We start from the raw sequence: 26900 nt of genomic DNA, 5'->3' as shown, positions 1-26900 counted from the left end.
AGAACGCCGGCTCACCCGACCCCGCCGGACGCTCATCGACCGACGCGACCGTCTCCACGACCACCGCCTCCACCCGCCGCTGCACCTCACCCGCGACCCGCAAAACCTGCATCTTCTCGTCGTCCGCGAGCCCCGCGATCACGTCGGAACGCAGCACCCCATCCAGGTCGGCGACGACCTGGCCGAGCAGTTCCACGGGGTTGTTCATACCCCTAAGTCAACCCGGGGCCACCGACATTCGAACCGCGATAACCCCAGTTCAGAGCAATATTCCGAAACACGCGAGACGTCGACAATCCCTCCACAGAAACGACGTCAGGGCACTTCTCCACGCGCGCCGCGAAACCCCCGCGCCGCGAAACACCCGCGCCGCGAAACCTTACCGAGCACCCTCACTCCCGCGTGTAGTCCTCGAAGATCAGCGTGGTCCGGGTCGAGCGGATCGAGGGGATCGCCTGGATGTCCTCGAGCACGATTCGACGGAGGTCGCGGGCGTCGTTGGCGCGCACCAGCAGGATCACGTCGAAGTCACCGCCGACGAGCGCCATGTGCTCGATCTCGGGGATCGCGCGCAGCCGGTCGCTCACCGCCTGCCACGTCGCCTGCTCGATGGCAAGGGTCACGTAGGCGCTCGCATGGTGCCCGAGCAGGACGGGATCCGTGCGGACCGTGTATCCCGTGATGACACCGGCGTCCGTGAGGCGCTTGATCCTCGCGTGCGCACCGGCACGCGAGATGTGCACAGCATCCGCGATCGCCGTCATCGACGAGCGCGCGTCGCGACGCAGCTCCTCGAGGATCGCTCGGTCCGTGTCGTCCAGCGCGATCATGACACCCCTTCCTCGGGCCAGAAACTCTGACACTTCGATCAAGAATGCCGCATCTGTCGCTCTTCCATCCAGTATTTCGCGGATGATCTTGGATGACTGTCACCCACAGAGGCAAGCTGTCCCCACCGAGTTCGCCAAGGAGGACGAGCGCATGCTGCACACCGACATGCTTCCGCGAGACACCGCGGTGCAACTGATCGATGCGGGCGGACAGCCTGTCGCGGACGAGCACTACGCGCTCCCCGACGGCGACACCCTGCTGGCCGCCTATCGCGGCCTCGTCCAGGGCCGGCGCATCAACGACCAGGCCGGCGCGCTCGTGCGTCAGGGACGCCTCGCCGTCTACCCGTCCTCGCACGGGCAGGAAGCGTGCCAGATCGCCGCCGCGATGGTGCTCGGAGGCACGGACTGGCTGTTCCCCACCTATCGCGACTCGGTCGCGGTGATCGCCCGCGGAGTCGAACCGGCCGACGCGATGGTGCTCCTCAAGGGCGACTGGCACTCGGGCTACGACGTGCGCGCCCACCGGGTCGCGCCGCAGGCCACTCCGCTCGCCACCCAGCTGCTGCATGCGGTCGGCTTCGCGCAGGCGGCCAAGCATCGCGGCGAGGACACGGTCGTGCTCGCGCTGTGCGGCGACGGCGCCACCAGCGAGGGTGACTTCCACGAGGCGATGAACTTCGCCGCCGTCTTCCAGGTGCCGGTCGTCTTCTTCGTGCAGAACAACGGGTTCGCGATCTCCGTCCCGCTCTCGCGGCAGACCGCGGCTCCGTCCCTCGCCCACAAGGCGGTCGGCTACGGGATGCCGGGACAGCGTGTCGACGGGAACGACGTCGCCGCCGTGCTTGCCGTGCTCGGCGAGGCAGTGGATCGCGCGCGTACCGGCGGCGGCCCTTCGCTCATCGAGGCGCACACCTACCGGATGCAGGCGCACACCAACGCCGACGACGACAACCGCTACCGGGAACGCGATGAGGTGCAGGCCTGGATCGCCCGCGACCCGCTGCTCCGCCTGCGCACCCACCTGACGGACACCGGAGCCCTCGACGCCGACGCCGAGGAGCGGTTCGCCGCCGGAGCCGAGGAGATCGCCGCGGCCATGCGGACCGCGCTGAACACCGACGCGGACCTCGACCCCGAAGACCTGTTCCGCTTCGTCACTGCGACACGCTCGCCACAACTCGACGAGCAATGGCACCTGCTGCGGGACGAGATCGAACGCTCGCGCCTCGCCGATGCGGGCGCAGGTACGACCTCGGACGGAGGCCACCGATGACGATCACACACGACGACACCCGCGCCGAGGCGGAGGCGGGCACCGTGACCACCATGACCATGGCCGCCGCGCTGAACCGGGCTCTCGCCGACGCCATCGAGTCCGATCCGGACGTGGTCGTCTTCGGCGAGGACGTGGGCGCGCTGGGCGGCGTCTTCCGCATCACCGACGGCCTCACTGCGCGGTTCGGCGAGGAGCGCTGCTTCGACACGCCCCTGGCCGAGTCCGGCATCGTCGGCACCGCGGTCGGCATGGCCATGAACGGGATGCGCCCCGTGGTGGAGCTGCAGTTCGACGCATTCGCACTGCCCGCATTCGAGCAGGTCGTCAGCCATGTCGCCAAGCTCGGCAACCGCACACGCGGTGGGATGCGGATGCCGCTGGTGATCCGCATCCCGTTCGGTGGCGGCATCGGCGGCGTGGAGCACCACTGCGACTCGTCCGAGGCCTACTACGCGCACACCCCCGGCCTCACGGTCGTCAGTCCGTCGACGCCGCAGGATGCCTACTCGCTGCTGCGCGCGGCGATCGCCTCACCGGATCCGGTGATCTTCCTCGAACCGAAGAAGCTGTACTGGTCGAAGGGCGAAGTCGACACCTCGATCACCACGGAACTCGGCAGCGCCCGCATCGCCCGTGACGGCACCGACGTCACGCTCCTGGCCTACGGCGCCTCCGTGCCGCTCGCGCTCGAGGTCGCCGACGTCGCCGCCGCGGAGGGGCGCAGCGTGCAGGTGGTGGACGTGCGCTCGCTCTCCCCATTCGACGATGCGACCGTGACCGCCGCGGTGAAGTCCACCGGCCGCGCCGTGGTCATCGCCGAGGCCCCCGGATATGTGAGCGTCGCCTCCGAGATCCAGGCCCGCGTGTTCGAGCGCTGCTTCGAATACCTCGCGGCCCCGGTGCGACGGGTCACGGGGTTCGACACCCCCTACGCACCCCCGAAGCTCGAACACTGGTACCTGCCCGACGTCGACCGCGTGCTCGACGCGATCGACACTCTGCACTGGGAGGACGACGTATGAGCGCCCCACTGAAGCCGGCCGCGCAGGTGTTCCGCCTGCCCGACCTCGGCGAGGGACTGACCGAGGCGGGCCTCGTGCAATGGCTCGTCGCGGTCGGCGACACCATCACGACCGACCAGCCGATCGCCGAGGTCGAGACGGCGAAGAGCGTGGTGGAGCTGCCGTCGCCGTTCGCCGGTGTCGTCACCGCCCTCCATGGCACCGCCGGCGACACGATCGACGTCGGCGCGCCGGTGCTCGAGGTCGCCGACGCCGGATCGGCTTCGGATATGGAGCCGGCGACTCCGGATGCTGCCGGGACCTCGGCATCGAGCTCCCCCGAGCACGAGGCGTACCGCGAGGAGGAACGCGCCGGATCCGGGAACGTGCTGATCGGCTACGGCACCACGGCGCACACGACGAAGGGGCGTCGCCGGCCACCCGTTGCGCCGGTTCGAACCGACCGCCCGACCTCGGCGACAGCGGTATCCGCACCCGCATCCGCACCCGTACCCGCCCCCGCACCCGCACCCGCATCGGCATCCGCACCGAAGGCAGCCGCCGTCACCGTCCCCGACGCGACCCTCGCCGCCGCGTCCGCCCGCCGCCCCGTGGCCGTGCGCTCCCCTCTCGTCCGTCGCCTCGCCCGCGACCTCGGTCTCGATGTGCACACGATCGCCGCGACCGGCCCGGACGGGGCGATCACCCGCGCCGACGTGCTGCAGGCCGCGGTCGAGAACGCCGTCGACGGCGCCGCCGCGCATCACCGCGCCGCGAACGGGTCCGGAGAGTCGGTCGACGGGCTCGACGTCGTCTCCCGAGAGCGGATGTCGCCGCTGCGGCGCGCGGTCAGTGCGAAGCTCACGCGCAGTCGAACCGAGATCCCCGAGGCCACCGTCTGGGTCGACGTCGATGCCACCGCGCTGTGGGACCTCCGCGCGCAGATGGCCCCGGAGGGCGGCAAGGCCCCCTCGGTCACGGCACTGCTCGCGCGCTTCGTCCTGCTCGCCCTCGAGGACTACCCGGTGCTGGCCTCGCGACTCGACGAGAGCGGCGAGGAGCTGATCTCGTTCGACGGCGTGAACCTCGGGATCGCCGCCGACACCGAACGCGGACTCCTGGTCCCCGTCGTCCCCCGTGCGCACGCGCTCACCGTGGAGCAGCTCGATGCGTCACTGCGCGAGCTCGCCGCCACGGCCAGGGCGGGCACGATGCCGCCGGAACGGCTGCGCGGCTCGACCTTCACCCTCAACAACTACGGCGGGTTGGGCGTCGACGGCTCGGCGGCGATCATCAACCACCCGGATGTCGCCATCCTCGGCATCGGACGGATCATCGAGCGACCGTGGGTCGTCGACGGGGCGATCGTCGCGCGTCGCATCGTGCAGCTGTCGCTCGCGTTCGACCATCGCGTCTGCGACGGCGGGTACGCGGCGGGATTCCTGCGGCGTGTCACCGACCTCATCGAGCATCCGCTGCGGGCGTTCGTGCGGGTCTGAGACCGCCGGCGCACCTCGGGCCGACGCGGCGCCTGTGCCATAATTACCATACGATCGGTCAGTAATTCCTGGCCATGCGAGAGGGCGACGAGCCCCCGCTGAGACGACGAAGTCAGGAGATCCGCATGACCGAGGCATTCCTCGTCGGAGGGGCGCGCACCCCGGTCGGGCGCTACGGCGGCGCGCTCGCCACCGTCCGCCCCGACGACCTGGCCTCGATCGTGGTGGCCGAGGCCGTGCGCCGGGCCGGGATCGATGCGACGCAGATCGACATCGACGAGGTGATCCTGGGCGCGGCGAACCAGGCCGGTGAAGACAACCGCAACGTCGCGAGGATGGCGGTGCTGCTCGCTGGACTCCCCGACAGCGTCCCGGCCATCACGGTGAACCGGCTGTGTGCTTCGGGCATGTCCGCCGTGACGATGGCCGCGCAGGCGATCCGCGCCGGAGATGCCGACCTCATCATCGCCGGCGGTGTCGAGTCGATGACCCGCGCGCCCTGGGTGCAGGCCAAGCCCGAGAAGGCCTGGTCCAAACCGGGCGCGGCCTTCGACACCTCGATCGGCTGGCGTTTCCCGAACCCCCGTCTCCTGGCCCGCGACAAGGCGACCTTCACGATGCCGGAGACCGCGGAGGAGGTCGCCCGTCTCGACGGGATCACCCGCGACGAGGCCGACGCCTTCGCCCTCCGATCGCAGCAGCGCGCCGCCGCCGCGATCGCAGCCGGACGCTTCGCCCCCGAGATCGTCGGCGTGCTGACGGCGACCGGAGAGGTGCGGGTCGACGAGGGTCCACGGCCCGAGACCACGCTCGAGGCACTCGCCCGACTGCGCCCCGTGGTCGCCGGCGGCCAGGTCGTGACGGCTGGGAACTCCAGCGCCCTCAACGACGGCGCCTCGGCGATCGTCGTGGCGAGCGCCGAGGCGGTCGAGCGCCATGGTCTCGTGCCCCGCGCCCGGATCGTCGTCGGCACCAGCGCCGGTCTCGCACCGGAGGTCATGGGCCTCGGCCCGGTGCCCGCGACGCAGAAAGCGCTCCGCCGCGCCGGACTCACCATCGACGACATCGGCTCCGTCGAGCTCAACGAGGCCTTCGCCACGCAGTCGATCGCCTGCATCCGGCGTCTCGGCCTCGACGACGAGCGCGTCAACGCCGACGGCGGTGCCATCGCCCTCGGCCATCCGCTCGGCTCGTCCGGTTCCCGCCTGCTGATCACACTGCTCGGGCGCATGGAGCGCGAGGACTCGCGATACGGACTCGCGACGATGTGCGTGGGCGTTGGCCAGGGGGCGGCCGTGATCCTGGAGAAGATGTGATGCCCACCTCGACGAATCCCGAAGAGCCGCTGCTCGTCGAGCGGCACCCCGACCGTGTGGTCGCGACCCTCAACCGTCCGCACAAGCGCAACGCGATCGACCAGGCCACGATCGATGCCCTGCACCTGCTCTGCGACGAGCTCGAGGAGGCGCCGCGGACCCTGATCCTCGTCGGCGCCGACGGCGTCTTCGCGGCGGGCGCCGACATCGCCGAGCTGCGCGAACGCCGGGCCTCCGACGCGCTGCGCGGCATCAACGCGCACGCCTTCGTCCGGGTCGCCGAGCTGCCGATGCCGGTCATCGCAGCGATCGACGGCTATGCCCTGGGAGGCGGCGCCGAACTCGCCTACGCCGCAGACATCCGCATCGCCACGCCCTCGCTCGCGATCGGCAACCCGGAGACGGGCCTCGGCATCCTCGCCGCGGCCGGCGCGAGCTGGCGGCTGAAGGAGATCGTCGGCGACGCCAGGGCGATCGAGCTGCTGCTCACCGGACGCACGGTGAAGGCCGAGGAGGCGCTGCGCATCGGCCTCGTCTCGGCGATCCACGACCCCGAGGAACTGCTGGCTGCGGCCGAGGCGATCGCCGACCGGATCGCCCGCAACGACCCGGCCGCCACCATCGCGACGAAACGGGTGTTCCGCGAGCCCCGCGACCGCCACCCCGCCGCCGATCTGGAAGCCCAGGCCGAGCTCTTCGAGAGCCCGGAGAAGTTCCGACGCATGACCGACTTCCTGGAACGGAGAGACCGATGACCGAGGCCACGCCCCACGCTCCCGCGCACGTCGGAGTGCTCGGCGGCGGACGCATGGGCGCCGGCATCGCCCACGCGTTCATTCTCGCGGGTTCGCGCGTGACGGTCGTCGAACGCGATGCGGATGCTGCCGCGGCAGCCGCCCACCGCGTGCTCGAATCCGTCGACACCTCGATCGCCCGCGGCACCGCGGCCGAACCGGGAGACGCCTACCGTTCACGCTTCGAGACGGGCACGGAGGTCGCGCTGTTCGCTCCGTGCAACCTCGTCGTGGAAGCCGTGCCCGAGGATCTGGTCCTCAAGGTCGACGCCCTCACCCGCGTCGAAGCCGAGCTCGGACCCGACGCCGTCCTCGCCTCGAACACGTCGTCGATATCGATCGATGAGCTCGCCGCAGTGCTGGATCGCCCGTCGCGCTTTCTCGGCATGCACTTCTTCAACCCGGTGCCCGCGTCCACCCTCGTCGAGATCGTGCGCGGCGCGGCCACCGCTCCCCCGCTCGTCGACGATGCGAGGGTCTGGGTGCAAGCCCTCGGCAAGACGCCGATCGTCGTGGCCGATGCCCCCGGGTTCGCGTCGTCGAGACTCGGCGTCGCGATCGGCCTGGAGGCGATCCGCATGCTCGAAGAGGGCGTCGCCTCGGCCGCAGACATCGACGCCGCCATGACGTTGGGCTACAAGCATCCGGTCGGGCCGCTCCGCCTCACCGACATCGTCGGGCTCGACGTGCGGCTCGGCATCTCCGAATACCTCGCCGCGAACCTCGGCGAACGCTTCGAACCGCCGGCTCTGCTGCGCCGCCTCGTCGCCGAAGGACACCTCGGACGCAAGAGCGGACGCGGCTTCTACGAATGGGACGCCTCATGAAGGGAACTGACATGACCGAGATCCTCCCCAGCTATCTGCAGGGATCCTGGTGGTCGCCGGATGCCGACGCCGAGGCGATCGAGGTGCGCGACGCCTCGACGGGCGAGATCGTCGCCCGCGTCTCGACCGACGGCATCGACCTCGCGGCAGCTCTCGCCTACGCCCGCACCGCGGGGCAGGCGTCGCTCGGCGAACTCACGTTCCACCAGCGCGCGGTGCGCCTCAAGCAGCTGGCGCTCGCGCTCACGGAGCGCAAGGCCGAGCTGTATGAGATCTCGAGCCGCACGGGCGCGACCGCGCAGGACTCGTGGGTCGACATCGACGGCGGCATCGGGGTGCTGTTCGCGTACTCCAGCAAGGGCAGGCGAGAGCTGCCGAATGCGAAGGTCTACGTCGACGGCGCGGTGGAGAACCTGTCCAGGGACGGCTCCTTCCTCGGGCGCCACATCTACACCCGGCTCCCCGGCGTCGCGGTGCAGATCAACGCCTTCAACTTCCCGGTCTGGGGCTCGCTGGAGAAGTTCGCACCCGCTTTCCTGGCAGGTGTGCCGACCGTCGTGAAGCCCGCGACCCCGACCGGGTACCTCGCCGAGGCGATGGTGCGGATCATGGTCGAGTCCGGCCTGCTGCCCGAGGGCTCGCTGCAGCTCGTCTCGGGCAGTGTTCCCGGTCTCTTCGACGAACTGCGGCTGGGCGATCTGGTGGCGTTCACCGGATCGGCGTCGACCGCCGAAGGGCTGCGCGCCCACGATGCGGTGCAGACCGGTGGCGTGCGTTTCACGAGCGAGACCGACTCCATCAATGCATCGATCCTGGGGACGGATGCCGTCTCGGGCACGCCCGAGTTCGATGCGTACGTCAAGCAGCTCGTCGCGGAGATGACCAGCAAGGCCGGACAGAAGTGCACGGCGATCCGACGCGCGATCGTGCCGGTCGGTGCCGTCGGCGACGTGATCAGCGCCGTGCGCGCACGGCTGTCCGAACGCATCGTGCTCGGCGACCCGCGGGCAGAGGGCGTCACGATGGGCCCGCTGGCCTCGACCGCCCAGCGCGACGAGGTGCTGCGCCAGGTGGCACGGCTGCAGGACGGCGGTGGTGAGCTGGTCATCGGCTCGACCGACGCTCCGGACGTGCGGCACGGTGATGGAACGGAGGGGCCCGCTCCGGATGGCGCCTTCCTCGCGCCGATGCTGCTGCGTTTCCCGGACCCGGAGAGCGCGGCGGTCAACGAGATCGAGGCGTTCGGCCCGGTCTCGAGCATCGTCGGATATCGCACTCTCGACGAGGCGAGCGCCCTGGTCGCCCGGGGCGGAGGCTCTCTGGTCACCAGCGTCGCCACGCACGACCCCGAAGTCGCCGTCGCGCTCGCCACGGGCATGGCCGCCTACAACGGACGCGTGCTGTTCCTCGATCGCGACGACGCCCGCAGCTCCACGGGTCATGGTTCGCCGCTGCCGAACCTCGTGCACGGAGGCCCCGGCCGCGCCGGCGGCGGTGAAGAGCTCGGCGGCATCCGCGCGGTGCTGCACCACATGCAACGCACCGCGGTGCAGGGCTCCCCTGCGATGCTGACCGCCCTCACCGGGGTCTGGCATCAGGGCACGGTGGCGCGTCCGTACCAGGAGAGCGGGGGTGTGCATCCCTTCCGCAAGTCGCTGGCCGAGCTGCGCATCGGCGATCAGGTCGCCAGCGGCTCCCGCACGGTGACGCTCGACGACATCGAGACGTTCGCGGCCTTCACCGGCGACACCTTCTACGCGCACATGGACGAGGCGTCCGCCGCCGCGAACCCGTTCTTCCCCGGTCGCGTCGCCCACGGGTACCTGCTGGTCTCGTGGGCCGCCGGCCTCTTCGTCGACCCCGCGCCCGGACCCGTCCTCGCCAACTCGGGCCTGGAGAACCTGCGCTTCCTGACCCCGGTCTCGCCCGGCGACGAGATCCGCGTCGAGCTCACCGCCAAGCAGATCACCCCGCGTGAGACGGACGAGTACGGCGAGGTGCGATGGGACTCGGTGCTGAAGAATCAGCGCGACGAGATCGTCGCCACGTACGACGTGCTCACCCTCGTCGCGAAGGAGCAGGGCGCGGCGGCCTGAGTCACCCCGCGGGCGCGCCGGTCAGGAGATCGGGGCGCTCGCGGGATCGTCGGCGCGCCGGCGCAGGCCGTCGAGGGCGATGGCGACGACGTCGTCAGCGAGACGGTCCGCGCCCTCGCGTCCGCCCGGTCGGTACCACTCCACGATCGAGTTGATCATGCCGAACGCCAGGCGGGCCACGACGCTGGCGTCCATATCGGCGCGCAGCGCGCCCTCGGACTGTGCTTCCGAGACGAGTGCGGTGATCCGGCGGTCGAACGCGCGACGGCGGGTGAGTGCTCGACGCTCGACATCAGTGTTCCCGCGCACCCGCAGCAGCAGCGTCACGGCGGGGAGCTGGTCCACGAGCACGTGCACGGCCCCGCGGAGGACGTGCTCGAGGCGGGCCACCGCATCGGTGTCCTCCCGGTCATCCGCAGCCGGCAGCGGGCTCTGCACCACGGCCTCGAGACCGCCGAGCGCGGCGTCGAGAGCGAGGTCGAGCATCTCGTCCTTCGATCCGAAGTGGTGGTAGATCGCCGACTTCGACAGGCCGAGCCGCTCGGCCAGCATGCCGATCGAGGTCGCGTCGTACCCGTACTCGTTGAACGCGGCGACGGCGACCGCGAGGATGCCCTGCTGGTCGTAACCGGGGCGGCCTCGTCGCGTGCTCTGCATCTCGGACATCCCCACAGTCTCGCATCGGATCACACTGTCGGCCGGGAGCGGCAGCGCGAGGTCAGAAGGTCTGGTCGGTGGTGCGCGAGCGACCACGGAACTCCGCGACAGGATCGCCGAGTTCGTCGACGACGGTCACGTCGTAGATGCCGGAGCGGCCGGTGCGGGTGCGTCGCACGGCCGTCGCGGTCAGCGTCTGTCCGGAGACGGTCGACTTCAGGAACGAGATGTCGGCGCCGGCGGCCACCGTGACCCGGTCGTCCTCGTTGCAGGCGATCGCGAAGGCCGTGTCGGCCAGGGCGAAGACGAAGCCGCCGTGCGTGATGTGGAACCCGTTGGTCATGTCGTCGCGCACGCGCATCGAGACCACGGCGTGTCCGGGATCGTCGCGTTCCACGACGAGGCCCAGCGAGGCGGAGGCGCGGTCGCGCTCCATCATGGCGCGGTTGGGGCGCACGGAGTCCGTGGCCTGCGGCGTCGCATCCGTCATCGTCGACCTCCTCGTCGCGCGGATGCCACCGCAGCAGCGCCCGACCTCCTCATACTAACTGACCGATCGGTCGGTAAAGAAGGGCTGCACGGGGCCGGCAACCTGCGCGCGGCTCAGCCGAAGATCAGCGGCTTTGCGAGCGTGGCGTCGTCGACCGTGATGCCGGTGATCACCGCGGCGGCGTCTGCCGTCGAGTCGCGATCGAGGCGGAACCGCATGACGACCCCCTCGCGGCTGGACCACTCGTAGAAGTACTCGCCCGACGAGATGATGCGCAGCGCCGTCCCCTCGGGGAAGGCAGCTGCCGCGGCGCTGACCGGATCTCCGATTCGCACACCACCGGCGGACGGAAGCGACGCGCCCTCATGAGTCGGCTCGCCCGCGACGTTCCCGACGCCGACGGACACGGCGGAGACGACGCTCGTGCCCTCCTGCGTCCAGAGCAGCAGCGAGGCCGATTCATCGGGCGAGGTCAGACGCGTCGTCCCACCCACCCACTCGGGCTTGTCGACCCGAGCTCCGGGGACCGCGGCGATCGCCTCATCGAGCGCGACGCCCAGGCGCACGGGGCCGACCCCCGCCGTCGTGATCTCCCACTCGCTCCAGGGCGCCGCAGGGTCAGCTGCGGGGACGTCCACCGGAACCGGCGGGTTCTCCGTCAGCTCGTCGATCAGCTTCGCCCTCGCCTCGCTCGCGCGATCGCGCAGCTGGGCTGCAGCGGCCTCGGTGTCGAACGCGGGTTCCCCCGTGAAGGGCTGCCACATCTCGACGACCACGTTTCCGACCGAGGAGTAGGTCTTGTAGAGGGAGTGACCGTCGCCGCCCGGGTAGGTGAGGATCAGGGATCCGGCGATGGCGCGGACGCCCCCGTCGCCCTCTGCCGTCGACGAGGCGAAGGAAGAAGGCGCCCCGCCGAAGGTGAACTCACCGCACTGCTCCGCGGCTTGGGCGTACTGGTCCATGCGCGCCGTGGCGGCCGCTTCATCGGCGAACTGCATCACGTGGAGCCAGCCGTCTCGCCCTTCGGCAACGGTCGTCGTCCACGTGACGGACCGTGCACCGATGGAGCCCAGCGAGGCTTCGGCGTAGACCGCGTTGCAGATGGTGGGATCCGGCTCGTAGCCGCCCCCGTCGGACACCTGGATCAAGGAGGGCACCGCCGGGCTGACATCACCCACATCGGGAAGCAGGCCGGAGATCTCCTCGGCGCTCAGCAGGAACCAGTCCAGCTCGTCGCCGACGAAGGCGATCGGTCCGGCGTATGGATCGGGGGCCGGGGATTCCGGCGCGGCCGTGGGCTGGGGGGTGGGCGTGGACTGCGGAGTCGGAGCGCACCCGGAAAGAGCCACCAATGCCCCGACCGCGAGCACACCGATCAGGCCCCGCACGAACGTCCTCGACTGCGACATGTCCCACTCCGATCCACACTCGGCGCCGACGTCGGCGCCCCCCCCCGTACAGCCGAGCCTAGAGCTTCGGCCCGGAGACACGAGGCGCATGCTCCATGTCGAGATCAGAATGAAATTCTGAGCATGCCGAAGCACGCATATGCGACGCGATCAGCGGGCAGCGGCACGCTGCAGAGCGGCGGCTCCCACGGCCCTGGCCTCCTCCGCGGTGGCCGCCTGCAGCACAACCTCGGCAGCATGGCGGCACTCGTCCTCGGTCACATCGCGGAGCGCCTCCGCGACTCGTCCGAGCGACCGCGGGGTCATCGAGAGCGAGGTCGCTCCCAGTCCCACGAGCACCGGAGCGAGGGCCGGGTCCCCACCTGCCTCGCCGCAGACTCCGACCGGTTTCCCGGCCGCACGCCCCGCCGCTCCGACCATGCCGATCAGGCGCAGCACCGCGGGCTGCCACGGATCGTTCAGATCGCCCAGGTCGCTGAGCAGCCGATCGGCGGCGAGCGTGTACTGCGCGAGGTCGTTGGTTCCGAGGCTCACGAAGTCGACCACCTCGAACAGCTCGGCGGCGAGAAGTGCCGCCGACGGCGTCTCGATCATGATGCCGACGCTGCTGATCCCCGCCGCACGCGCGAGATCGGCGAACTCCCTGGCCTCGTCGACGGTGGCCACCATCGGGGCCATCACCTCGACCTCGGCCGGCTCCGCGGTGGCGGCGAGCGCGAGTGCACGCAACTGGTCCGCGAGCAGCTCCGGCCGGCGGCGGGCGATCCGGAGCCCCCGCACGCCGAGCGCCGGATTGTCCTCGTCGTCGGAGTTCGCGAACGGGAGGGGCTTGTCACTCCCCGCGTCCAGTGTGCGCACGACGACCTTGCGATCGGGGAATGCGGCCAGGACACCGCGGTACGCGGTGGTCTGCTCCTCGACCGTCGGTGCTTCGGTCCGGTCGAGGAAGCAGAACTCGGTGCGGAACAGACCGATGCCCTCTGCTCGCGCTGCGGCAGCGTTCACCGCGTCCGGAGCACCGCCCACATTCGCCAGCAGCGCCACGCGGTGGCCGTCGGCGAGCCGCCCGGATCCGTCGAACTCGACGACGGTGGCGGCGGCCTGGGCGTCGGCGACGCGGGATGCCGGCGGATCGACCTCGACCGTGCCGCGCCCGCCGTCGACGAGGAGCGTCGAGCCGACCGGGATGCCGACCGCGCCGGTGGCGCCGACGACCGCGGGAAGACCGAGCGATCGCGCGATGATCGCGGTGTGCGAAGTCGGCCCGCCCTGCTCGGTGACGAGGGCGACGCAGTGCCCTCCAGCGAGGGCTGCGGTGTCGGCGGGCGCGAGGTCCGTCGCGACGAGCACGAACGGCTCCTCACGCTCGGGCACCCCGGGCATGTCGACCTGGAGTATCTCGGCGATGATCCGGTCGCGCACGTCACGGATGTCGGCGACGCGCTCCGCCATCCGGCCACCCAGCGCGGCCACGGCTTTCTCGTGGGCGGCCGCGGTCTCCCAGATCGCGCGCGCCGCACTGCGGCCCTTCGACCGGACGAGTGCCGTCGCCTCCGACACCAGCTCGGGGTCGGAGGCCAGCAGGCGAGACGCATCGAGGATCGCCCTGGTCTCCCCCGTCGCCTGCGACGTCCGCGCCCGCAGCTGATCGGCCACGGCGACGGCGGCCCACTCGATCGCTGAGACCTCGGCGTCGCGGTCGGCCGAAGCGACGACCGCGCCCGCTTCCGGCTCGCCGACCGCCGGTGCGAGATGCACGAGCGGTGCGGCCACCCGACCGGGACTGACGCCGCGGCCCTTCAGCACCGCGCCGGACGCGATGACGGTCGGCGGGACGTCCGGGCGCGGGCCCGTCGATTCCGAACCCGCCGCAGCCGCCGTCGGCGCCGCGTCATCCGTCCCCTCCCCGAATCCGTCGTCGAACAGGGCGGACAGCTTGTCCAGCACCGCGTCGGCTTCCGGGCCGCGCGCGACCAATTCCAGTTCGTCGCCCTGCCGAGCGCCGAGGATCAGGAGTCGCGAGAGGCTCGCGGCCGGCGCGTCAGGACCGTCCGGAAGACGCCGCAGCCGCACATCCGCCCCCGCCGAAGCCTCGGCGATCAGGGCGGCGGGGCGCGCATGGATGCCGAGCGGATTCCGCACCCGCACCCGCCGGACGATCTCCTCGCCGACCGGCCCGCCACCCCCTGCGGCGCTGCCGTCGGTGGACTCGGCGTCGGACGACGGCGCAGCGTCATCAGGAACACCGAGCTGCCCGGTCTTCGCGCCGAGCGCAGCGGTCGCCTCCGCAGCGACCGCATCCAGCCCACCCCCGGCCGCCGCCGACACGACCGCAGCGAGCAATCCCTCCACGAACGGAGCAGGCACGAGGCGCACGGGCACGTCGCTCGCACGCAGCTCGAGTGCGAGCTCGGCGCTCAGCACGGCCGATCCGAGATCCATGAGGACGAGGACGCCGTCGCAGTCCGCCGCGAGTTCATCGATCGCTGCGGCCACCGCCACCGCATCCGTCCCGAGGATCGGTCTGCCGTCGCCGTCCACGCCCGCACCCGCCGCGACCTGCACGCGCACCCCTGCACCCTGGACCATCTGCAGGGCAAGCTCCAGTGCCGCCTCCCCGAGCCGTGCGCTGTGGGAGACGGCGACGATGCCGATCATCCGGCGCCGCCCTCCACGGCCGCAGCGAGCGTGTCGAACAGGATCGCCGTCGATGCGGCCCCCGGATCGAGGTGCCCGGCGCTGCGTTCGCCGAGATAGCTGGCCCTGCCCTTTCGAGCGACGAGCGGGAGTGTCGCGTCACGGCCGGCCGCCGCCGCATCCGCTGCGGTCCGGGCGGCAACGGCGACGGACGCGCCACCGGCGAGCGCGGTGTCGAGCGCATCGACGGCCGGAGCCATCGCGTCGAACATCGTCTTGTCGCCCGCCTCGGCCTTGCCTCGCGCCACGATGCCGTCGAGGCCCGCGCGCAGGGCGGCCGCGAGCGCCGGCCCGTCGAGTTCGGGCACCGCACCGGCTGCCATCCCCATCCGCAGGAAGAACGTGCCGTAGAGCGGCCCGCTGGCTCCACCCACGGAACTCACGAGCGTCATGCCCACGGTCTTCAGCAGCTCATCGACCGTGGCCGGGGTTCCTGCCGCGAGCTTCTCGCTCACAGCCCCCATCCCGCGGGCCATGTTCGCGCCGTGGTCGGCGTCGCCGATCGCCGAGTCGAGTTCGGTGAGCCAGTCGCGCTTCTCCGTGACAGCCGCTCCGAAACGGGCGACCCAGTCGGCGAGCACCGCGGTGTCGACAGCCGCCATCACGCACCCCACCGCAGGCCGGGGGTGTTCACCGGGGCATCCCACAGGCGCAGCAGCTCGTCGTCGGCCTTGAGCACCGTGACCGAGCAGCCCGCCATATCGAGCGAGGTGATGTAGTTGCCGACCAGGTTCCGCGCGATCTGCACCCCGGACTTCTCGAGGATCGCCGCGACCTCGGCGTACATGAGGTACAGCTCGATCAGCGGTGTCGCCCCCATGCCGTTGAGCATCACGATCGCCGGACCTGCCGCATCGATGTCGGCGAGGATCGGCTCCACCAGCTGCCGGGCGATGTCGGATGCCGGAGCGAGCGGTTCGCGATGACGACCCGGCTCACCGTGAATGCCGATGCCGATCTCCATCTGGTCGTCGGGGAGGTCGAACGTGGGCTTGCCCGCGGCGGGAACCGTGCAGCTGGTGAGCGCCATGCCCATCGAGCGGCCCTGGCCGTTGACCTTCTTTGCCAGCTCCACGACGGCGGCGAGGTCACGCCCCTCCTCGGCGGCGGCTCCGACGATCTTCTCGAGCAACACCGTGAGTCCCACCCCTCGGCGACCGGCCGTGTACAGCGAATCCTGCACGGCGACGTCATCGTCCACGGTGATGCTGCCCACCTCGATCCCCTCCATGGAGGCGAGCTCGGCGGCCATCTCGAAGTTCAGCACGTCGCCGGTGTAGTTCTTCACGATGTGGAGCACACCGGCTCCACGGTCGACGGCCTTCGTGGCGACCTGGACGCGGTCGGGCGTCGGAGAGGTGAACACCTCGCCGGCGACGGCGGCATCCAACATCCCGGTGCCGACGAAGCCGCCGTGCAGGGGCTCGTGCCCCGAACCGCCGCCGGACACGATCGCGACCTTGCCCTGCGCCTTGGGCGTCGCCCGCGTGATGACGTGGTTCTCCAGGTCGACCGAAAGCTCCGGATGAGCGAGCGCGACCCCCTTCAGCGATTCGACGAGAACGTCCTCGGGGGCGTTGATGAGCTTCTTCATCGTTCGATCTCCTTTGATCCTCGGGACTTCTTTCGCGAAATCCGAAAGCAATTCGTTAATGTCGAATATGCTCGGACCCTGCCGGGTTGTCAAGATCATCCTGAAGACCGGCACGGCATACGCACCGGCTCGACGACGCACCGGAAGGAGGCTCCCCCGTGATCCAGGCGATCGACCGCGCGGCGAAGATCCTCGAACTGCTCCAGGGAGCACGCCACCTCGGCATCACCGACCTCGCTGCAGCCCTCAGCCTGCCGCCGTCGACCGTGCACGGGATCGTGAAGTCGCTGCGCTCGCACGGCCTCGTCGCGAAAGAGCGCGGTGGACAGCGCTACATGCTCGGGCCGACGCTGCTGCGCCTGAGCAACGTGTACCTCGACACGCTCGACGTGCGTGCACGGGCCATGCGCTGGACGCAGGAGCTCGCTCGCCGCACCGATCTCTCGGTACGTCTCGGCGCCCCGCACTTCACCGACGTGCTCGTCATCCATCACAACCTGCGCCCCGACGACAGCCAGCAGATGCTGGAGACGGGCGTCGCCATCCCTGCGCACGCGTCCGCGATGGGCAAGGTGCTGCTCGCCTACGACCAGGGCTTCCAGCAGAGTGTCTTCGAGCAGCCGCTGCGCAGCCTCACGGGTGACACGATCACCGACGTCGCCCGCCTGACCCTGGAGCTCCCCGCGATCGCGGAGCGCGGCACCGCGGGCGAGTTCGACGAGGCCGTGCTGGGCGAGTCCTCGCTCGCCGCACCCGTCGCCGACGCCTCGAACGACATCGTCGCGGCGGTCGCGGTGGTGCTGCCGACCTCGCAGACGCCGGCATCCGACGCCATCATGAACGCGTTGCGCGAGACCGCCAGGAACATCTCGCGGGAGCTCGGAGCGACCTCGTGGCCGCCCCGCATCGCGCCCGCCGACGACTGAAGCCGCTCCGGCCCTGACTCAGCCGCGCAATGCCAGCGCGAACGGCAGCACCTGAGTCGCACCGGCCTGCCGCAGCACCCGGGCGGCCACCGTCATCGTCCACCGACTGTCGACCAGGTCGTCCACGAGAAGCAACGGTCCTGCGGGCACATCGAGGTGCTCGGCACTGAACCGGTCCCAGACGCCGCCGAGGCGGAACACGCTGTTGCCGCCCGGCTGCCCGGTAGGACCGCCACCGACCGGTTCGAGCGCTCCGAGATAGGGCAGTCGTCCGACGTCGGCGAGGCCGCGCGCGAGCGAGTCGACGAGCAGCGGATGCGACCGCGACGGCAGGGCGACCACGGCCACCGGCCGCTCGTCCCAGCCCCACCCGGCGAGCACACGGATGCAGGCCTGCAGCAACTGCGGCGTCACCGGGGCATCCGTCGCCCCCGCGGCGAAGAGCTCGCGCAGCGCACCGCCCCACCCGAGATCCGTGAGTCGAGCCAGGGCTCGTCCCTCTCCCGCCTGCTCGTCGGTGGGGATGCGGCCCTTGACCGGCACCTCCAACCGATCGGCACCGGTCGGCCAGGCGCGACGAGGTTCGATCGGAACACCGACCCGGTCGAGCGACTCCGCGGCCTGCGTGGTCGCGGACTCCCCGATCTCGCGCGGGAACCATCCGCCCGCGCAGTTATCGCATCGCCCGCACGGCGCGGCCGTGTCGTCATCGAGCGAGCGCTGGAGGAACTCCATGCGGCACCCGTCGGTCTGCTCGTAGTCGATCATGTGCTGCTGCTCGGCGATGCGCTCGGCGGCGATGCGCTCGTAGCGCTCGGCATCGTACGCCCAGGGCTCGCCCGTCGCGACCCAGCCGCCCTGCACGCGTCGCACCGCACCGTCGACGTCGAGCACCTTGAGCAGCAGCTCGAGCGGCGTCCGCCGGATGTCGACCATCGCCTCGAGTGCCGGTGTCGAGATCGGCGCGTCGCCGAGCGCGCCGATCACCCGCTCCGCCCGTTCCCGGTCGGGCATCGACGCGGTGGCGAAGTAGTGCCAGATATCGCGGTCTTCGACGCCGGGGAGCAGCAGCACGTCGGCGCTCTCACTCGCGCGACCGGCACGGCCGACCTGCTGGTAGTAGGCCACGGGCGACGACGGCGCACCGAGATGCAGGACGAACCCCAGGTCGGGCTTGTCGAACCCCATGCCCAGCGCACTGGTCGCGACGAGCGCCTTGACCTCGTTGCGCTTGAGCATCCCCTCGGACTCCGCGCGCTCGTCGGTGTCGGTCTGCCCGGTGTAGGCGCGGACGTCATGGCCGTGATCACGCAGCAGCCGGGCCGTGTCGACCGCCGCGGCGACGGTCAGCGTGTAGATGATGCCCGACCCCGGCAGGTCGTCGAGGTGGCTCAGCAGCCAGGCCAGGCGGCTCGCCGAGTCGCGCAGCCGCAGCACCCCCAACCGCAGCGACGTGCGCGCGAGCGGCCCGCGGATCGTGAGCACGGGTGCCGCGTCACCCTCGGCCGTCTCGCCGGCCTGGAGGCTGCCGAGCTGCTCGGCGACATCGGCCACGACCCGGCTGTTCGCGGTTGCGGTGGTGGCGAGCACCGGCACGTCGGCGGGCATCTGCGCGATCAGGTCACGCAGCCGCCGGTAGTCGGGGCGGAAGTCGTGCCCCCAGTCGCTGATGCAGTGCGCCTCATCGACCACGAGCATCCCGATGCGACGCACGAGTGCCGGCAGCTGCTGCTCGCGGAAGGCGGGGTTGTTGAGCCGCTCGGGAGACACCAGCAGCACGTCGACCTCGTCGCGATCGAGCTGTGCGAGCACGTCGGACCACTCGTGCGCGTTGGTGGAGTTGATCGCGACCGCACGCACTCCCGCCCGCTCGGCGGCGGCGATCTGGTCGCGCATGAGCGCCAGCAACGGCGAGACGAGCACGGTCGGTCCCGCGCCCTGACGTCGCAGCAGCAGCGTCGCCACGAAGTACACCGCGGACTTGCCCCATCCCGTGCGCTGCACCACGAGCGCACGCCGGCGCCCCTCGACCAGAGCCTCGATCGCCTCGTACTGGCCGTCGTGGAAGTCGGCATCCGGTCGGCCGACGAGCTCCCGAAGGGCTGACAGTGCGGCATCGCGGGTGTCGGCAGGAGCGAGGGAGGTCATGCCTCCACTCTGCCTCACCCCGCCGACACGGCCGGCCCCTCATCCCCAGCCCGCTCGCATCCCGGGCGCGCATCCGTCGTCTAGCGTGAAGGAATGATCACTCGCGAGCTCGCCGTCACCCTTCGAGAGGCCGGACTCGTCTGGCACCCGGCGGAGGGCGACCGCTTCCAGCTCGATCTGCCCGACGAGGTCGAACTCGAGGCGGAGGCCGAGATCTTCACGGTCAGCGAGATGACGATCGAGGCCAGGCAGACCCCGAGCGGAACCGACCTCGCCTTCAACGGCACGACCGAGTGGGCGCTCGACGCGGTGACGCTCGCCGACGCGGTGTGGCTACCGCGCGAAGACCAACTGCGCGAGCTCCTGCGCGGCACCTTCCGCTCACTGACGCGTGTCGAGGATGCCTTCCGCGTCGAGATCGAGATCGCGGACACCTCCGAGATCTTCGAGCATCCGGACCCGTCCGAAGCATATGGTCGCGCTCTGCTGGAGTTGATCTCCCGCTCGCACTGACCCGCGCTCGGGGGACGTGTTGAAACCGGCCATCCTCTGTGTCAGAATTACCTAACGATCGGTCAGTAAAGATGGCCTGATGCCGAGGAGTCGATGATGACCAGTCCCGCAGACCTGTCCCTCGTGGGCGAGATCTCCGATGAGGAGCGTCTCTTCGACGAACTCATCGCGAACGAGCAGCGCATCGAGCCGCGCGACTGGATGCCCGACGCCTACCGCAAGACCCTGGTGCGCCAGATCTCCCAGCACGCGCACTCCGAGATCATCGGCATGCAGCCCGAGGGCAACTGGATCACGCGCGCCCCGAGCCTCAAGCGCAAAGCAATCCTGATGGCCAAGGTGCAGGACGAAGCGGGCCATGGCCTCTACCTCTACTCCGCCGCGCAGACCCTGGGCACCACTCGCGACGAGATGATGGACCAGCTCATCAGCGGCAAGGCCAAGTACTCGTCGATCTTCAACTACCCGACCCCCACCTGGGCCGACATGGGCGCCATCGGCTGGCTCGTCGACGGGGCGGCGATCTGCAACCAGGTCCCGCTGTGCCGCGCGTCATACGGCCCCTACGGACGCGCGATGGTGCGGGTCTGCAAAGAGGAATCGTTCCACCAGCGCCAGGGCTTCGAGATCCTGCTCTCCCTCATGCGCGGTACCGACGAGCAGCGCGAGATGGCACAGGATGCCGTGAACCGCTGGTACTGGCCGAGCCTGGCGATGTTCGGGCCGCCCGACGACCAGTCCCCGAACTCGGCGCAGTCCATGAAATGGAAGATCAAGCGCTTCACGAACGACGAGCTGCGTCAGCGCTTCGTCGGGATGCTCGTGCCACAGGCCGAGATCCTCGGCGTGACCCTGCCCGATCCCGACCTGCGTTTCGACGAGGCGACAGGGCAGTACGTGATCGGCGAGATCGACTGGGACGAGTTCTTCGAAGTGCTGCGCGGCAACGGTCCGTGCAACGCCGAGAGGCTGGAGCGCCGTCGCACCGCGCATGAAGAGGGCGCCTGGGTGCGGGAGGCCGCGGCCGAGTATGCGCGCAAGCAGTCCCTGAAGACGAAGGCGGTGGCGTGATGGCGACTCCGGGAGCCGACGAACGCGAACCCTGGCCGCTGTGGGAGGTGTTCGTCCGCGCGAACCGCGGGCTGAGCCATGTGCACGTCGGTTCGCTGCACGCCCCGGATGCCGAGATGGCGATCCGCAACGCCCGCGACCTCTACACGCGTCGCGGCGAGGGCGTGTCTATCTGGGTCGCACCGGCTGAGGCGATCACGACGAGCGACCCCGACGCCAAGGGCGCCTACTTCGAGAGCCCCGTCGGCAAGAACTACCGTCACGCCGTGTACTACACGGCCTCCGAGGGGGTGCCGCACCTGTGAGCACCGCGCACCCGAACACCGCGCACGAGGACATCGACGTCCACGGCGACGTCCACGGTGATGTCTCGGTCGATGAGCTCCGCCTCTCGCAGGAGCTCTCCGGCACCGGCGCGGTCGCCGCATCGGCCGACATCGCGGAGTACGCGCTGCGCCTCGGTGACGACGCGCTCATCCTCTCCCAGCAATTGGGCGCCTGGATCTCCCGCGCCCCCGAACTCGAAGAAGACGTCGCCCTCGGGAACATCGCCCTCGACCTGCTCGGGCACGCGAGGTCCTTCCTGCACTACGCGGGGTCGTACGACGGGCGCAGCGAAGACGACCTGGCCTTCTTCCGCGACGAGCCCGAGTTCCGGTGCGCCTGGATCGTGCAGCAGCCCAACGGCGACTTCGCCCAGACGATCGCCCGGCAGTTCGTGGTGGCGACATACATGTTCGAGCTCTATTCGGCCCTCCGGGCGAGCAGCGACGAGACGTTCGGGGCGATCGCGGAGAAGTCCCTCAAAGAGGTCGACTACCACCGGGACCACGCGGTGCAGTGGATGCTGCGCCTCGCCGGGGGCACCGAGGAGTCCCGTACCCGGATCATCCGTGCGATCGGCGACGTCTGGCCGTATGTCGATGAGCTGTTCCGCGACGACGACCTGATCGAGCGTCTCGGTGATGCCGCGGTGCGCCCGTCGAGCCTCCGAGCCGGATTCGACGGCGTGGTCGACACGGTCTTCACCGAGGCGGAGTTGCCGGTCCCGGCGGTCGCGGCATCCTCCGCCGGCGGACGGCACGGTGCCCACGCGACGCCGCTCGGCCACGTCCTCGCCGAGATGCAGGTGCTCGCACGGCGGCATCCGGGGGCGTCATGGTGACCCTCACTCCGACCCAGGATGCCTGGCGCATCGCCGCTGCGGTCCCCGACCCCGAGGTGCCCGTCCTCACGATCGAGGACCTCGGTGTGCTCCGCGCTGTCGAGGCGGACGGCGATCGCGTGCGGGTCGACATCACCCCCACCTACAGCGGCTGCCCAGCGATGGACACGATCCGCGACGACGTCATCCTCGCGCTCACGGCGGCGGGATACGACCGGGTCGAGGTGCGCCTCGTCCTCTCCCCCGCATGGACGACCGACTGGATGTCGGATGCCGGCAAGGCCAAGCTCGCCGCCTACGGCATCGCCCCGCCGTCCGGCCGCGCCGCGGTGTCGACCGGACCGATCCGGCTCTCGCTGAGCGTGCGCTGCCCGCGTTGCGGCTCCCTCGACACCCGTGAGGTGTCCCACTTCGGCTCCACCTCGTGCAAGGCGCTGTTCGAATGCCGGGCCTGCCTCGAGCCCTTCGACCACTTCAAGGTGCACTGAGATGTCGCTCTTCACGTCCGCGCCGGCATCCGTCCCCCGCGCGACGACCTCCCGCGAGACCGCTCCTCGAAAGCGCGCCCGCTTCCACACGCTCACGGTCGAGGACGTGCGTCCGCTCACCGACGACGCGGTCGAGGTCTCGTTCACGGTGCCCGCCGCCCTGGCCACCGAGTACGACCATCTGCCCGGCCAGTACGTCGCCCTGCGCACGACCCTCGACGGGGTCGAGGTGCGGCGTTCCTATTCGCTGTGCCGCGCGCCGGAGCACCGCGATGACGGGCACGACACGCGCCTCAGCGTCGCGGTGAAGCGCGACGAGGGCGGGCTGTTCTCGACGTGGGCGCAGACCGGACTCCAGCCCGGATTCGAGATCGACGTGATGAGCCCGCAGGGCACGTTCACCTCGGCGCTTCCCGACCTCGACGACCGGCACGTGGTCGGGATCGCCGCCGGCTCCGGCATCACGCCGCTGATGGCGCTCGCGCACACGGTGCTCACCCGGTCGGACACATCGCAGTTCACGCTGCTCTATACGAACCGGGCGACGCTGGACGTGATGTTCCTCGAAGACCTCGCCGACCTCAAGGACCGGTACCCGACGCGACTCGTGCTGCACCACGTGCTCTCGCGGGAGCAGCGGGCGGCCCCGGTACTGTCCGGCCGGATCGACGACGAGAAGCTGCGCACGATCCTCGGCACGCTCATCCCTCCGGCCACCGTCGACGAGTGGTTCCTGTGCGGACCGCTCGCCCTGGTGGATCTCTGTCGCGAGGTGCTCGCCGACCTCGGCGTCGACCGGTCGCACATCCGCTTCGAGCTCTTCACGACCGGAGACGAGCCGGCTCGCGCGGCCCGACCGGTGCAGGTGCGCGCCGGCGAGAAGACCGTGCGGATCGAGGTCACCCTCGACGGTGTCTCGTCGACGGTCGAGAGCCCGGTCGACGCGCACGAATCGGTGCTGAACGCCGCCCTGCGCGTGCGCCCCGATGCGCCCTTCGCCTGTGCGGGCGGAGTCTGCGGCACCTGCCGAGCACGCGTGCTCGAGGGCAGCGTCACCATGACCGAGAACTACGCCCTGGAGCCGGACGAGCTCGAACGCGGGTTCGTCCTCACCTGCCAGTCCCACCCGACCAGCGACCGTGTGGTCGTCGACTACGACGTCTGACCAGGAGCCCTCATGATCGACCTCACCGTCGCCGACGACGTCGCGACGATCGTGCTGAATGCGCCGGCGAAACTCAATGCTCTCGACGAGCGGGCGCTGGCCGAGTTGGATGCCGCCTACGAGGCCGCGGAGGTCGCGGGCGTGCGCGCGCTGGTGCTCCGCGGTGAGGGGCGTGCGTTCTGCGCCGGCCGGGACATCTCGGGCGTCGACCCGCGGAACGACGATGTACTCGGCTACCTCGGCGGGCTCGTCACCCCGCTGCTGCAGCGGATGGCGCGGTTCCCTGCACCGACCTTCGCGGTCGCGCACGGCGCCTGTCTCGGCGTCGGCCTCGGCCTGTTGATCGCGACCGATGTCGTCTACGTCGCCGAGTCCGCGAAGATCGGCTCCCCGTTCGCCGCGCTCGGTGCGACCCTCGACTCCGGCGGCCATGCGCTCTTCCTCGACCGGCTCGGGGCGCACAAGACGCTCGACCTCATCTACACGGGACGTCTGATGAGCGGAGCCGAGGCCGTGTCCTCGGGCCTCTTCTCGCGGGTCTTCCCCGACGACGAGGTCGTCCAGGCGACGACGGACGCCGCCGCGACGGCCGCCCACGGCGCCACGGCGGCGTTCCTGGCGAGCAAGGAACTGATCGCCCGCATCCGCGACGAGCGGCTCGCGCTGTGGGATGCGGTCGGCATCGAGAACGCGGCGCAAGCCGCCCTGTGCGACACCGATGACTACCGCGAAGGGTTCGCCGCCTTCCAGGAGAAGCGGAAGCCGGAGTTCCGCGGCCGCTGAGGCGCGACACCGACCCGATGTCGGAGGCCGGTGCGAGAATGCTCGGATGAAGCTCGCAGAGCTCGTCACCACGACCGACCGCGTCGGCGCCACATCGTCCCGGCTCGCCAAGATCGATGCCCTCGCCGAGCTCCTCGCGCGCGCCGATATCTCCGAGCTCCCGATCGTCGTGGGTCTCCTCCTCGCGGCACCGCGCCAGGGCAGGCTGGGCGTCGGCTGGCGCGGGCTCTCGGCCATCGAGATCGCCCACTCCGACGAATCCACCCTGACGGTCGGCGATGTCGACGACTCGCTCGATGCCCTCGCCTCGACGTCCGGTTCGGGCTCGGCGGCGGGCCGCACCGGCATCCTCATCGATCTCGGCTCGCGAGCGACCGCGGCCGAGTGGGACTTCCTCGTGCGTGCGATGCTCGGCGAGTTGCGCACCGGCGCGCTGTCGGGCGTCCTCCTCGACGCGATCGCCCGGGCGGCCGACCGTCCTGCGGCTCTCGTTCGGCGGGCGGCGATGCTGTCGGGCGACCTCGGCGAGACCGCGCGCATCGCCCTCGCGGGGGCTGAAGGCGACCTCGAGGCGGTCGGGCTCCAGGTCGGGCGACCGGTGCTGCCGATGCTGGCGTCGACGGCGGCGACCGCGTCGGAGGCGCTGCAGGTCACCGGTGAAGCGTCCGTCGAGTACAAGCTCGACGGGGCCCGGATCCAGGTGCATCGTCATGGCGACGAGGTCGGTGTCTATACGCGGAGCCTCGCCGACATCACCCACCGCGTGCCCGAGATCGTCGAGATCGTGCGGTCACTGCCGGTGCACGACATCATTCTCGACGGCGAGACGCTGTCGCTCGACGAAGACGGCGGGCCGCGACCGTTCCAGGAGACCATGTCGCGGTTCGGGGCCGAGGTCTCGCGGGAGCTCGTGCTGCGGCCCTGGTTCTTCGACGTGCTGCACGTCGACGGACGCGACCTGCTCGACGAGCCGCTCTCGACGCGGCTGTCCGAGCTGGAACGCGTGGCCGGCGAATGGCGGATGCCCGGCATCGTCACGGCCGATGCCGCCGCCGCCGAGCAGCTGTCGCGCGACGCCCTCGCCGCCGGACACGAGGGTGTCGTGGTCAAGGCGATCGACGCCCCCTACGCCGCCGGACGCCGCGGCAAGTCGTGGGTCAAGGTCAAGCCGGTGCTGACCTTCGACCTGGTGGTCCTGGGCGCGGAGTGGGGCTCGGGGCGTCGTCGGGGCTGGCTCTCGAACCTACATCTCGGCGCGCGCGACCCCGACGGCGAGTTCGGCGAGCCCGGCGGGTTCGTCATGGTGGGCAAGACGTTCAAAGGACTCACCGACGAGCTGCTGCGGTGGCAGACCGCCGAGTTCCCCGAGCACGAGTCGCACCGCACGGCATCCACCGTGTTCCTGCGCCCCGACATCGTCGTCGAGATCGCGATCGACGGTGTGCAGCGCTCCCCGCGATATCCGGGTGGCATCGCGCTGCGCTTCGCCCGGGTGAAGGGTTACCGACCCGACAAGACCGCGGCCGAAGCCGACACGATCCAGACGCTGCGGTCGCTGCTGCGGGGATGAACCGACGGGTGACCGTGGCTCAGGCCGAGGGTGCGAGCCCCAGATCCTCTTCGCGCACCGTGCCCTGGAACGACCACGGGAAGTTGATCCACAGGTCGGTGTCCTTCCAGGCGAAGTCGGGCTGAATGATCGTCGAGGGCTTGGTGTAGATCGTGACCGACCGCACGTCGGCGCCCTTCTCCTGCAGCAGCTGCACGGCCAGCGCGAGCGTGCGCCCCGAGTCGGCCACGTCGTCGACGAGCAGCACCCGGCGCCCGTCGAGGTATGCCATGTCGAGCTCGGGCGGAAGCACCTCGGGCGCATCGAGCACCGTGCCGATCCCGGTGTAGAACTCGACGTTGATCGCTCCGCAGTTCTTGGCACCGAGCCCGTACGCGATGGCTCCGGCCGGGAGCAGCCCACCCCGAGCGATCGCCACGACCACCTCCGGCTCGAAGCCGGTGGCGAGGATGCTCCGCGCCAGCTCTCGTGTCGCCGCTCCGAAGCCGTCCCAGGTCAGTGTCTCGCGCTCGAGCGCCGCATCCGTCATCTCTGCATTCTCTCGCATCCTGGTATGCATTCTCGCCGCTAGACTGAGCGGGT

At 70.5% G+C, this 26900-nt stretch carries 26 protein-coding genes; 16 read left to right on the top strand and 10 right to left on the bottom strand.

What is annotated here, in order from left to right; all coding sequences use genetic code 11:
- Together HCX50_RS15300 and HCX50_RS15295 are read right to left on the bottom strand one after the other, a co-directional pair.
- A partial coding sequence (locus HCX50_RS15300; protein WP_167634949.1) for a hypothetical protein occupies positions 1-208 on the bottom strand: 208 nt, incomplete at its 3' end.
- Positions 209-392: 184 nt separating this feature from the next.
- A complete protein-coding gene (locus HCX50_RS15295; RefSeq protein ID WP_029262374.1) occupies positions 393-830 on the bottom strand; it encodes an Lrp/AsnC family transcriptional regulator in 438 nt (145 codons plus the stop codon).
- A 151-nt stretch (positions 831-981) separates the two neighbouring features.
- Here HCX50_RS15295 and HCX50_RS15290 point away from each other — a divergent pair, with 151 nt between their 5' ends.
- The 7 genes from HCX50_RS15290 (at position 982) to paaZ (ending at position 9642) form a co-directional block, all read left to right on the top strand.
- Entirely contained in the window at positions 982-2106 is a 1125-nt protein-coding gene (locus HCX50_RS15290) for a thiamine pyrophosphate-dependent enzyme (RefSeq protein ID WP_167634948.1), read from the top strand.
- Positions 2103-3131, top strand: coding sequence for an alpha-ketoacid dehydrogenase subunit beta (locus HCX50_RS15285; RefSeq protein ID WP_167634947.1), 1029 nt, complete (start codon positions 2103-2105; stop codon positions 3129-3131). Before HCX50_RS15290 ends, HCX50_RS15285 begins: the two co-directional genes overlap by 4 nt.
- Positions 3128-4609 carry a dihydrolipoamide acetyltransferase family protein gene (locus tag HCX50_RS15280; RefSeq protein WP_167634946.1) on the top strand — a complete coding sequence of 494 codons (1482 nt, stop codon included), beginning with the start codon at positions 3128-3130 and terminating at the stop codon, positions 4607-4609. The genes HCX50_RS15285 and HCX50_RS15280 overlap by 4 nt, the downstream gene beginning before the upstream one ends.
- Before the next feature lie 125 nt (positions 4610-4734).
- The gene (locus tag HCX50_RS15275; protein WP_091034593.1) at positions 4735-5925 is read left to right on the top strand and encodes a thiolase family protein; all 1191 of its coding nucleotides are present in this window, start codon (positions 4735-4737) and stop codon (positions 5923-5925) included.
- Entirely contained in the window at positions 5925-6680 is a 756-nt protein-coding gene (locus HCX50_RS15270; RefSeq protein WP_091034596.1) for an enoyl-CoA hydratase/isomerase family protein, read from the top strand. Before HCX50_RS15275 ends, HCX50_RS15270 begins: the two co-directional genes overlap by 1 nt.
- Positions 6677-7546 carry a 3-hydroxyacyl-CoA dehydrogenase family protein gene (locus HCX50_RS15265; RefSeq protein ID WP_167634945.1) on the top strand — a complete coding sequence of 290 codons (870 nt, stop codon included), beginning with the start codon at positions 6677-6679 and terminating at the stop codon, positions 7544-7546. Before HCX50_RS15270 ends, HCX50_RS15265 begins: the two co-directional genes overlap by 4 nt.
- Positions 7547-7557: 11 nt before the next feature.
- Entirely contained in the window at positions 7558-9642 is a 2085-nt protein-coding gene (gene paaZ / locus HCX50_RS15260) for a phenylacetic acid degradation bifunctional protein PaaZ (RefSeq protein WP_167634944.1), read from the top strand.
- Between the two features lie 21 nt (positions 9643-9663).
- Here the strand turns inward: paaZ and HCX50_RS15255 are convergent, their stop codons facing one another.
- The 6 genes from HCX50_RS15255 to dhaK form a co-directional block, all read right to left on the bottom strand.
- Positions 9664-10308: a TetR/AcrR family transcriptional regulator gene (locus HCX50_RS15255; protein ID WP_167634943.1), complete on the bottom strand. Its 645-nt coding sequence runs from the start codon at positions 10306-10308 to the stop codon at positions 9664-9666.
- 52 nt (positions 10309-10360) lie between these two features.
- A complete protein-coding gene (gene paaI, locus HCX50_RS15250; RefSeq protein WP_167634942.1) occupies positions 10361-10789 on the bottom strand; it encodes a hydroxyphenylacetyl-CoA thioesterase PaaI in 429 nt (142 codons plus the stop codon).
- A gap of 113 nt (positions 10790-10902) precedes the next feature.
- The gene (locus HCX50_RS15245; RefSeq protein ID WP_167634941.1) at positions 10903-12198 is read right to left on the bottom strand and encodes a sensor domain-containing protein; all 1296 of its coding nucleotides are present in this window, start codon (positions 12196-12198) and stop codon (positions 10903-10905) included.
- A gap of 150 nt (positions 12199-12348) precedes the next feature.
- A complete protein-coding gene (gene ptsP, locus HCX50_RS15240; RefSeq protein ID WP_167634940.1) occupies positions 12349-14856 on the bottom strand; it encodes a phosphoenolpyruvate--protein phosphotransferase in 2508 nt (835 codons plus the stop codon).
- Positions 14853-15497: a dihydroxyacetone kinase subunit DhaL gene (gene dhaL / locus HCX50_RS15235; RefSeq protein WP_167634939.1), complete on the bottom strand. Its 645-nt coding sequence runs from the start codon at positions 15495-15497 to the stop codon at positions 14853-14855. The genes ptsP and dhaL overlap by 4 nt, the downstream gene beginning before the upstream one ends.
- Entirely contained in the window at positions 15497-16489 is a 993-nt protein-coding gene (gene dhaK / locus HCX50_RS15230; RefSeq protein WP_029262361.1) for a dihydroxyacetone kinase subunit DhaK, read from the bottom strand. Before dhaK ends, dhaL begins: the two co-directional genes overlap by 1 nt.
- A 158-nt stretch (positions 16490-16647) precedes the next feature.
- Between dhaK and HCX50_RS20220 the strand changes: the two genes are divergently transcribed.
- Positions 16648-17415 (top strand): IclR family transcriptional regulator, encoded by a 768-nt coding sequence (locus HCX50_RS20220; RefSeq protein WP_091034617.1) that lies wholly within the window; start codon positions 16648-16650, stop codon positions 17413-17415.
- 18 nt (positions 17416-17433) lie between these two features.
- Here the strand turns inward: HCX50_RS20220 and HCX50_RS15220 are convergent, their stop codons facing one another.
- Positions 17434-19563 (bottom strand): RecQ family ATP-dependent DNA helicase, encoded by a 2130-nt coding sequence (locus HCX50_RS15220; protein ID WP_167634938.1) that lies wholly within the window; start codon positions 19561-19563, stop codon positions 17434-17436.
- 93 nt (positions 19564-19656) lie between these two features.
- Between HCX50_RS15220 and HCX50_RS15215 the strand changes: the two genes are divergently transcribed.
- The 8 genes from HCX50_RS15215 (at position 19657) to HCX50_RS15180 (ending at position 26318) form a co-directional block, all read left to right on the top strand.
- Positions 19657-20076, top strand: coding sequence for a pilus assembly protein CpaE (locus HCX50_RS15215; protein WP_091034623.1), 420 nt, complete (start codon positions 19657-19659; stop codon positions 20074-20076).
- Between the two features lie 96 nt (positions 20077-20172).
- Positions 20173-21147: a 1,2-phenylacetyl-CoA epoxidase subunit PaaA gene (gene paaA / locus HCX50_RS15210; RefSeq protein ID WP_091035850.1), complete on the top strand. Its 975-nt coding sequence runs from the start codon at positions 20173-20175 to the stop codon at positions 21145-21147.
- A complete protein-coding gene (gene paaB / locus HCX50_RS15205; RefSeq protein ID WP_091034626.1) occupies positions 21147-21452 on the top strand; it encodes a 1,2-phenylacetyl-CoA epoxidase subunit PaaB in 306 nt (101 codons plus the stop codon). Before paaA ends, paaB begins: the two co-directional genes overlap by 1 nt.
- Positions 21449-22312 carry a 1,2-phenylacetyl-CoA epoxidase subunit PaaC gene (paaC, locus tag HCX50_RS15200; RefSeq protein WP_167634937.1) on the top strand — a complete coding sequence of 288 codons (864 nt, stop codon included), beginning with the start codon at positions 21449-21451 and terminating at the stop codon, positions 22310-22312. Before paaB ends, paaC begins: the two co-directional genes overlap by 4 nt.
- Complete coding sequence (paaD, locus tag HCX50_RS15195; protein ID WP_091034631.1) at positions 22306-22800, top strand: 1,2-phenylacetyl-CoA epoxidase subunit PaaD; 495 nt, start codon at positions 22306-22308, stop codon at positions 22798-22800. The genes paaC and paaD overlap by 7 nt, the downstream gene beginning before the upstream one ends.
- 1 nt (position 22801) lies before the next feature.
- Complete coding sequence (gene paaE, locus HCX50_RS15190) at positions 22802-23965, top strand: 1,2-phenylacetyl-CoA epoxidase subunit PaaE (RefSeq protein WP_167634936.1); 1164 nt, start codon at positions 22802-22804, stop codon at positions 23963-23965.
- Between the two features lie 12 nt (positions 23966-23977).
- Complete coding sequence (locus tag HCX50_RS15185) at positions 23978-24748, top strand: enoyl-CoA hydratase/isomerase family protein (protein ID WP_167634935.1); 771 nt, start codon at positions 23978-23980, stop codon at positions 24746-24748.
- Positions 24749-24794: 46 nt separating this feature from the next.
- Positions 24795-26318 carry an ATP-dependent DNA ligase gene (locus tag HCX50_RS15180; protein ID WP_167634934.1) on the top strand — a complete coding sequence of 508 codons (1524 nt, stop codon included), beginning with the start codon at positions 24795-24797 and terminating at the stop codon, positions 26316-26318.
- Between the two features lie 19 nt (positions 26319-26337).
- Here HCX50_RS15180 and HCX50_RS15175 read toward each other — a convergent pair whose 3' ends face one another.
- Positions 26338-26847, bottom strand: coding sequence for a phosphoribosyltransferase (locus tag HCX50_RS15175; protein WP_091034642.1), 510 nt, complete (start codon positions 26845-26847; stop codon positions 26338-26340).
- Positions 26848-26900 lie beyond the last annotated feature (53 nt).

This window comes from Microbacterium sp. B19(2022) (assembly GCF_012030385.1).
GTDB lineage: Bacteria > Actinomycetota > Actinomycetes > Actinomycetales > Microbacteriaceae > Microbacterium > Microbacterium oxydans_B.
This window is presented reverse-complemented; position numbering and strand designations above follow the sequence as displayed.

Coding starts and splice junctions, on each gene's coding strand:
- paaZ (WP_167634944.1), top strand. CDS start 7,558: ATGACCGAGATCCTCCCCAGCTATCTGCAGGGATCCTGGTGGTCGCCG.
- paaB (WP_091034626.1), top strand. CDS start 21,147: ATGGCGACTCCGGGAGCCGACGAACGCGAACCCTGGCCGCTGTGGGAG.
- HCX50_RS15255 (WP_167634943.1), bottom strand. CDS start 10,308: ATGTCCGAGATGCAGAGCACGCGACGAGGCCGCCCCGGTTACGACCAG.
- HCX50_RS15175 (WP_091034642.1), bottom strand. CDS start 26,847: ATGACGGATGCGGCGCTCGAGCGCGAGACACTGACCTGGGACGGCTTC.
- HCX50_RS15265 (WP_167634945.1), top strand. CDS start 6,677: ATGACCGAGGCCACGCCCCACGCTCCCGCGCACGTCGGAGTGCTCGGC.
- HCX50_RS15280 (WP_167634946.1), top strand. CDS start 3,128: ATGAGCGCCCCACTGAAGCCGGCCGCGCAGGTGTTCCGCCTGCCCGAC.
- paaD (WP_091034631.1), top strand. CDS start 22,306: ATGGTGACCCTCACTCCGACCCAGGATGCCTGGCGCATCGCCGCTGCG.
- ptsP (WP_167634940.1), bottom strand. CDS start 14,856: ATGATCGGCATCGTCGCCGTCTCCCACAGCGCACGGCTCGGGGAGGCG.
- HCX50_RS15275 (WP_091034593.1), top strand. CDS start 4,735: ATGACCGAGGCATTCCTCGTCGGAGGGGCGCGCACCCCGGTCGGGCGC.
- HCX50_RS15180 (WP_167634934.1), top strand. CDS start 24,795: ATGAAGCTCGCAGAGCTCGTCACCACGACCGACCGCGTCGGCGCCACA.
- paaI (WP_167634942.1), bottom strand. CDS start 10,789: ATGACGGATGCGACGCCGCAGGCCACGGACTCCGTGCGCCCCAACCGC.
- dhaK (WP_029262361.1), bottom strand. CDS start 16,489: ATGAAGAAGCTCATCAACGCCCCCGAGGACGTTCTCGTCGAATCGCTG.
- HCX50_RS15220 (WP_167634938.1), bottom strand. CDS start 19,563: ATGACCTCCCTCGCTCCTGCCGACACCCGCGATGCCGCACTGTCAGCC.
- paaA (WP_091035850.1), top strand. CDS start 20,173: ATGACCAGTCCCGCAGACCTGTCCCTCGTGGGCGAGATCTCCGATGAG.
- HCX50_RS15290 (WP_167634948.1), top strand. CDS start 982: ATGCTGCACACCGACATGCTTCCGCGAGACACCGCGGTGCAACTGATC.
- HCX50_RS15285 (WP_167634947.1), top strand. CDS start 2,103: ATGACGATCACACACGACGACACCCGCGCCGAGGCGGAGGCGGGCACC.
- HCX50_RS15245 (WP_167634941.1), bottom strand. CDS start 12,198: ATGTCGCAGTCGAGGACGTTCGTGCGGGGCCTGATCGGTGTGCTCGCG.
- HCX50_RS15185 (WP_167634935.1), top strand. CDS start 23,978: ATGATCGACCTCACCGTCGCCGACGACGTCGCGACGATCGTGCTGAAT.
- HCX50_RS15270 (WP_091034596.1), top strand. CDS start 5,925: ATGCCCACCTCGACGAATCCCGAAGAGCCGCTGCTCGTCGAGCGGCAC.
- dhaL (WP_167634939.1), bottom strand. CDS start 15,497: ATGGCGGCTGTCGACACCGCGGTGCTCGCCGACTGGGTCGCCCGTTTC.
- HCX50_RS15215 (WP_091034623.1), top strand. CDS start 19,657: ATGATCACTCGCGAGCTCGCCGTCACCCTTCGAGAGGCCGGACTCGTC.
- paaE (WP_167634936.1), top strand. CDS start 22,802: ATGTCGCTCTTCACGTCCGCGCCGGCATCCGTCCCCCGCGCGACGACC.
- HCX50_RS15295 (WP_029262374.1), bottom strand. CDS start 830: ATGATCGCGCTGGACGACACGGACCGAGCGATCCTCGAGGAGCTGCGT.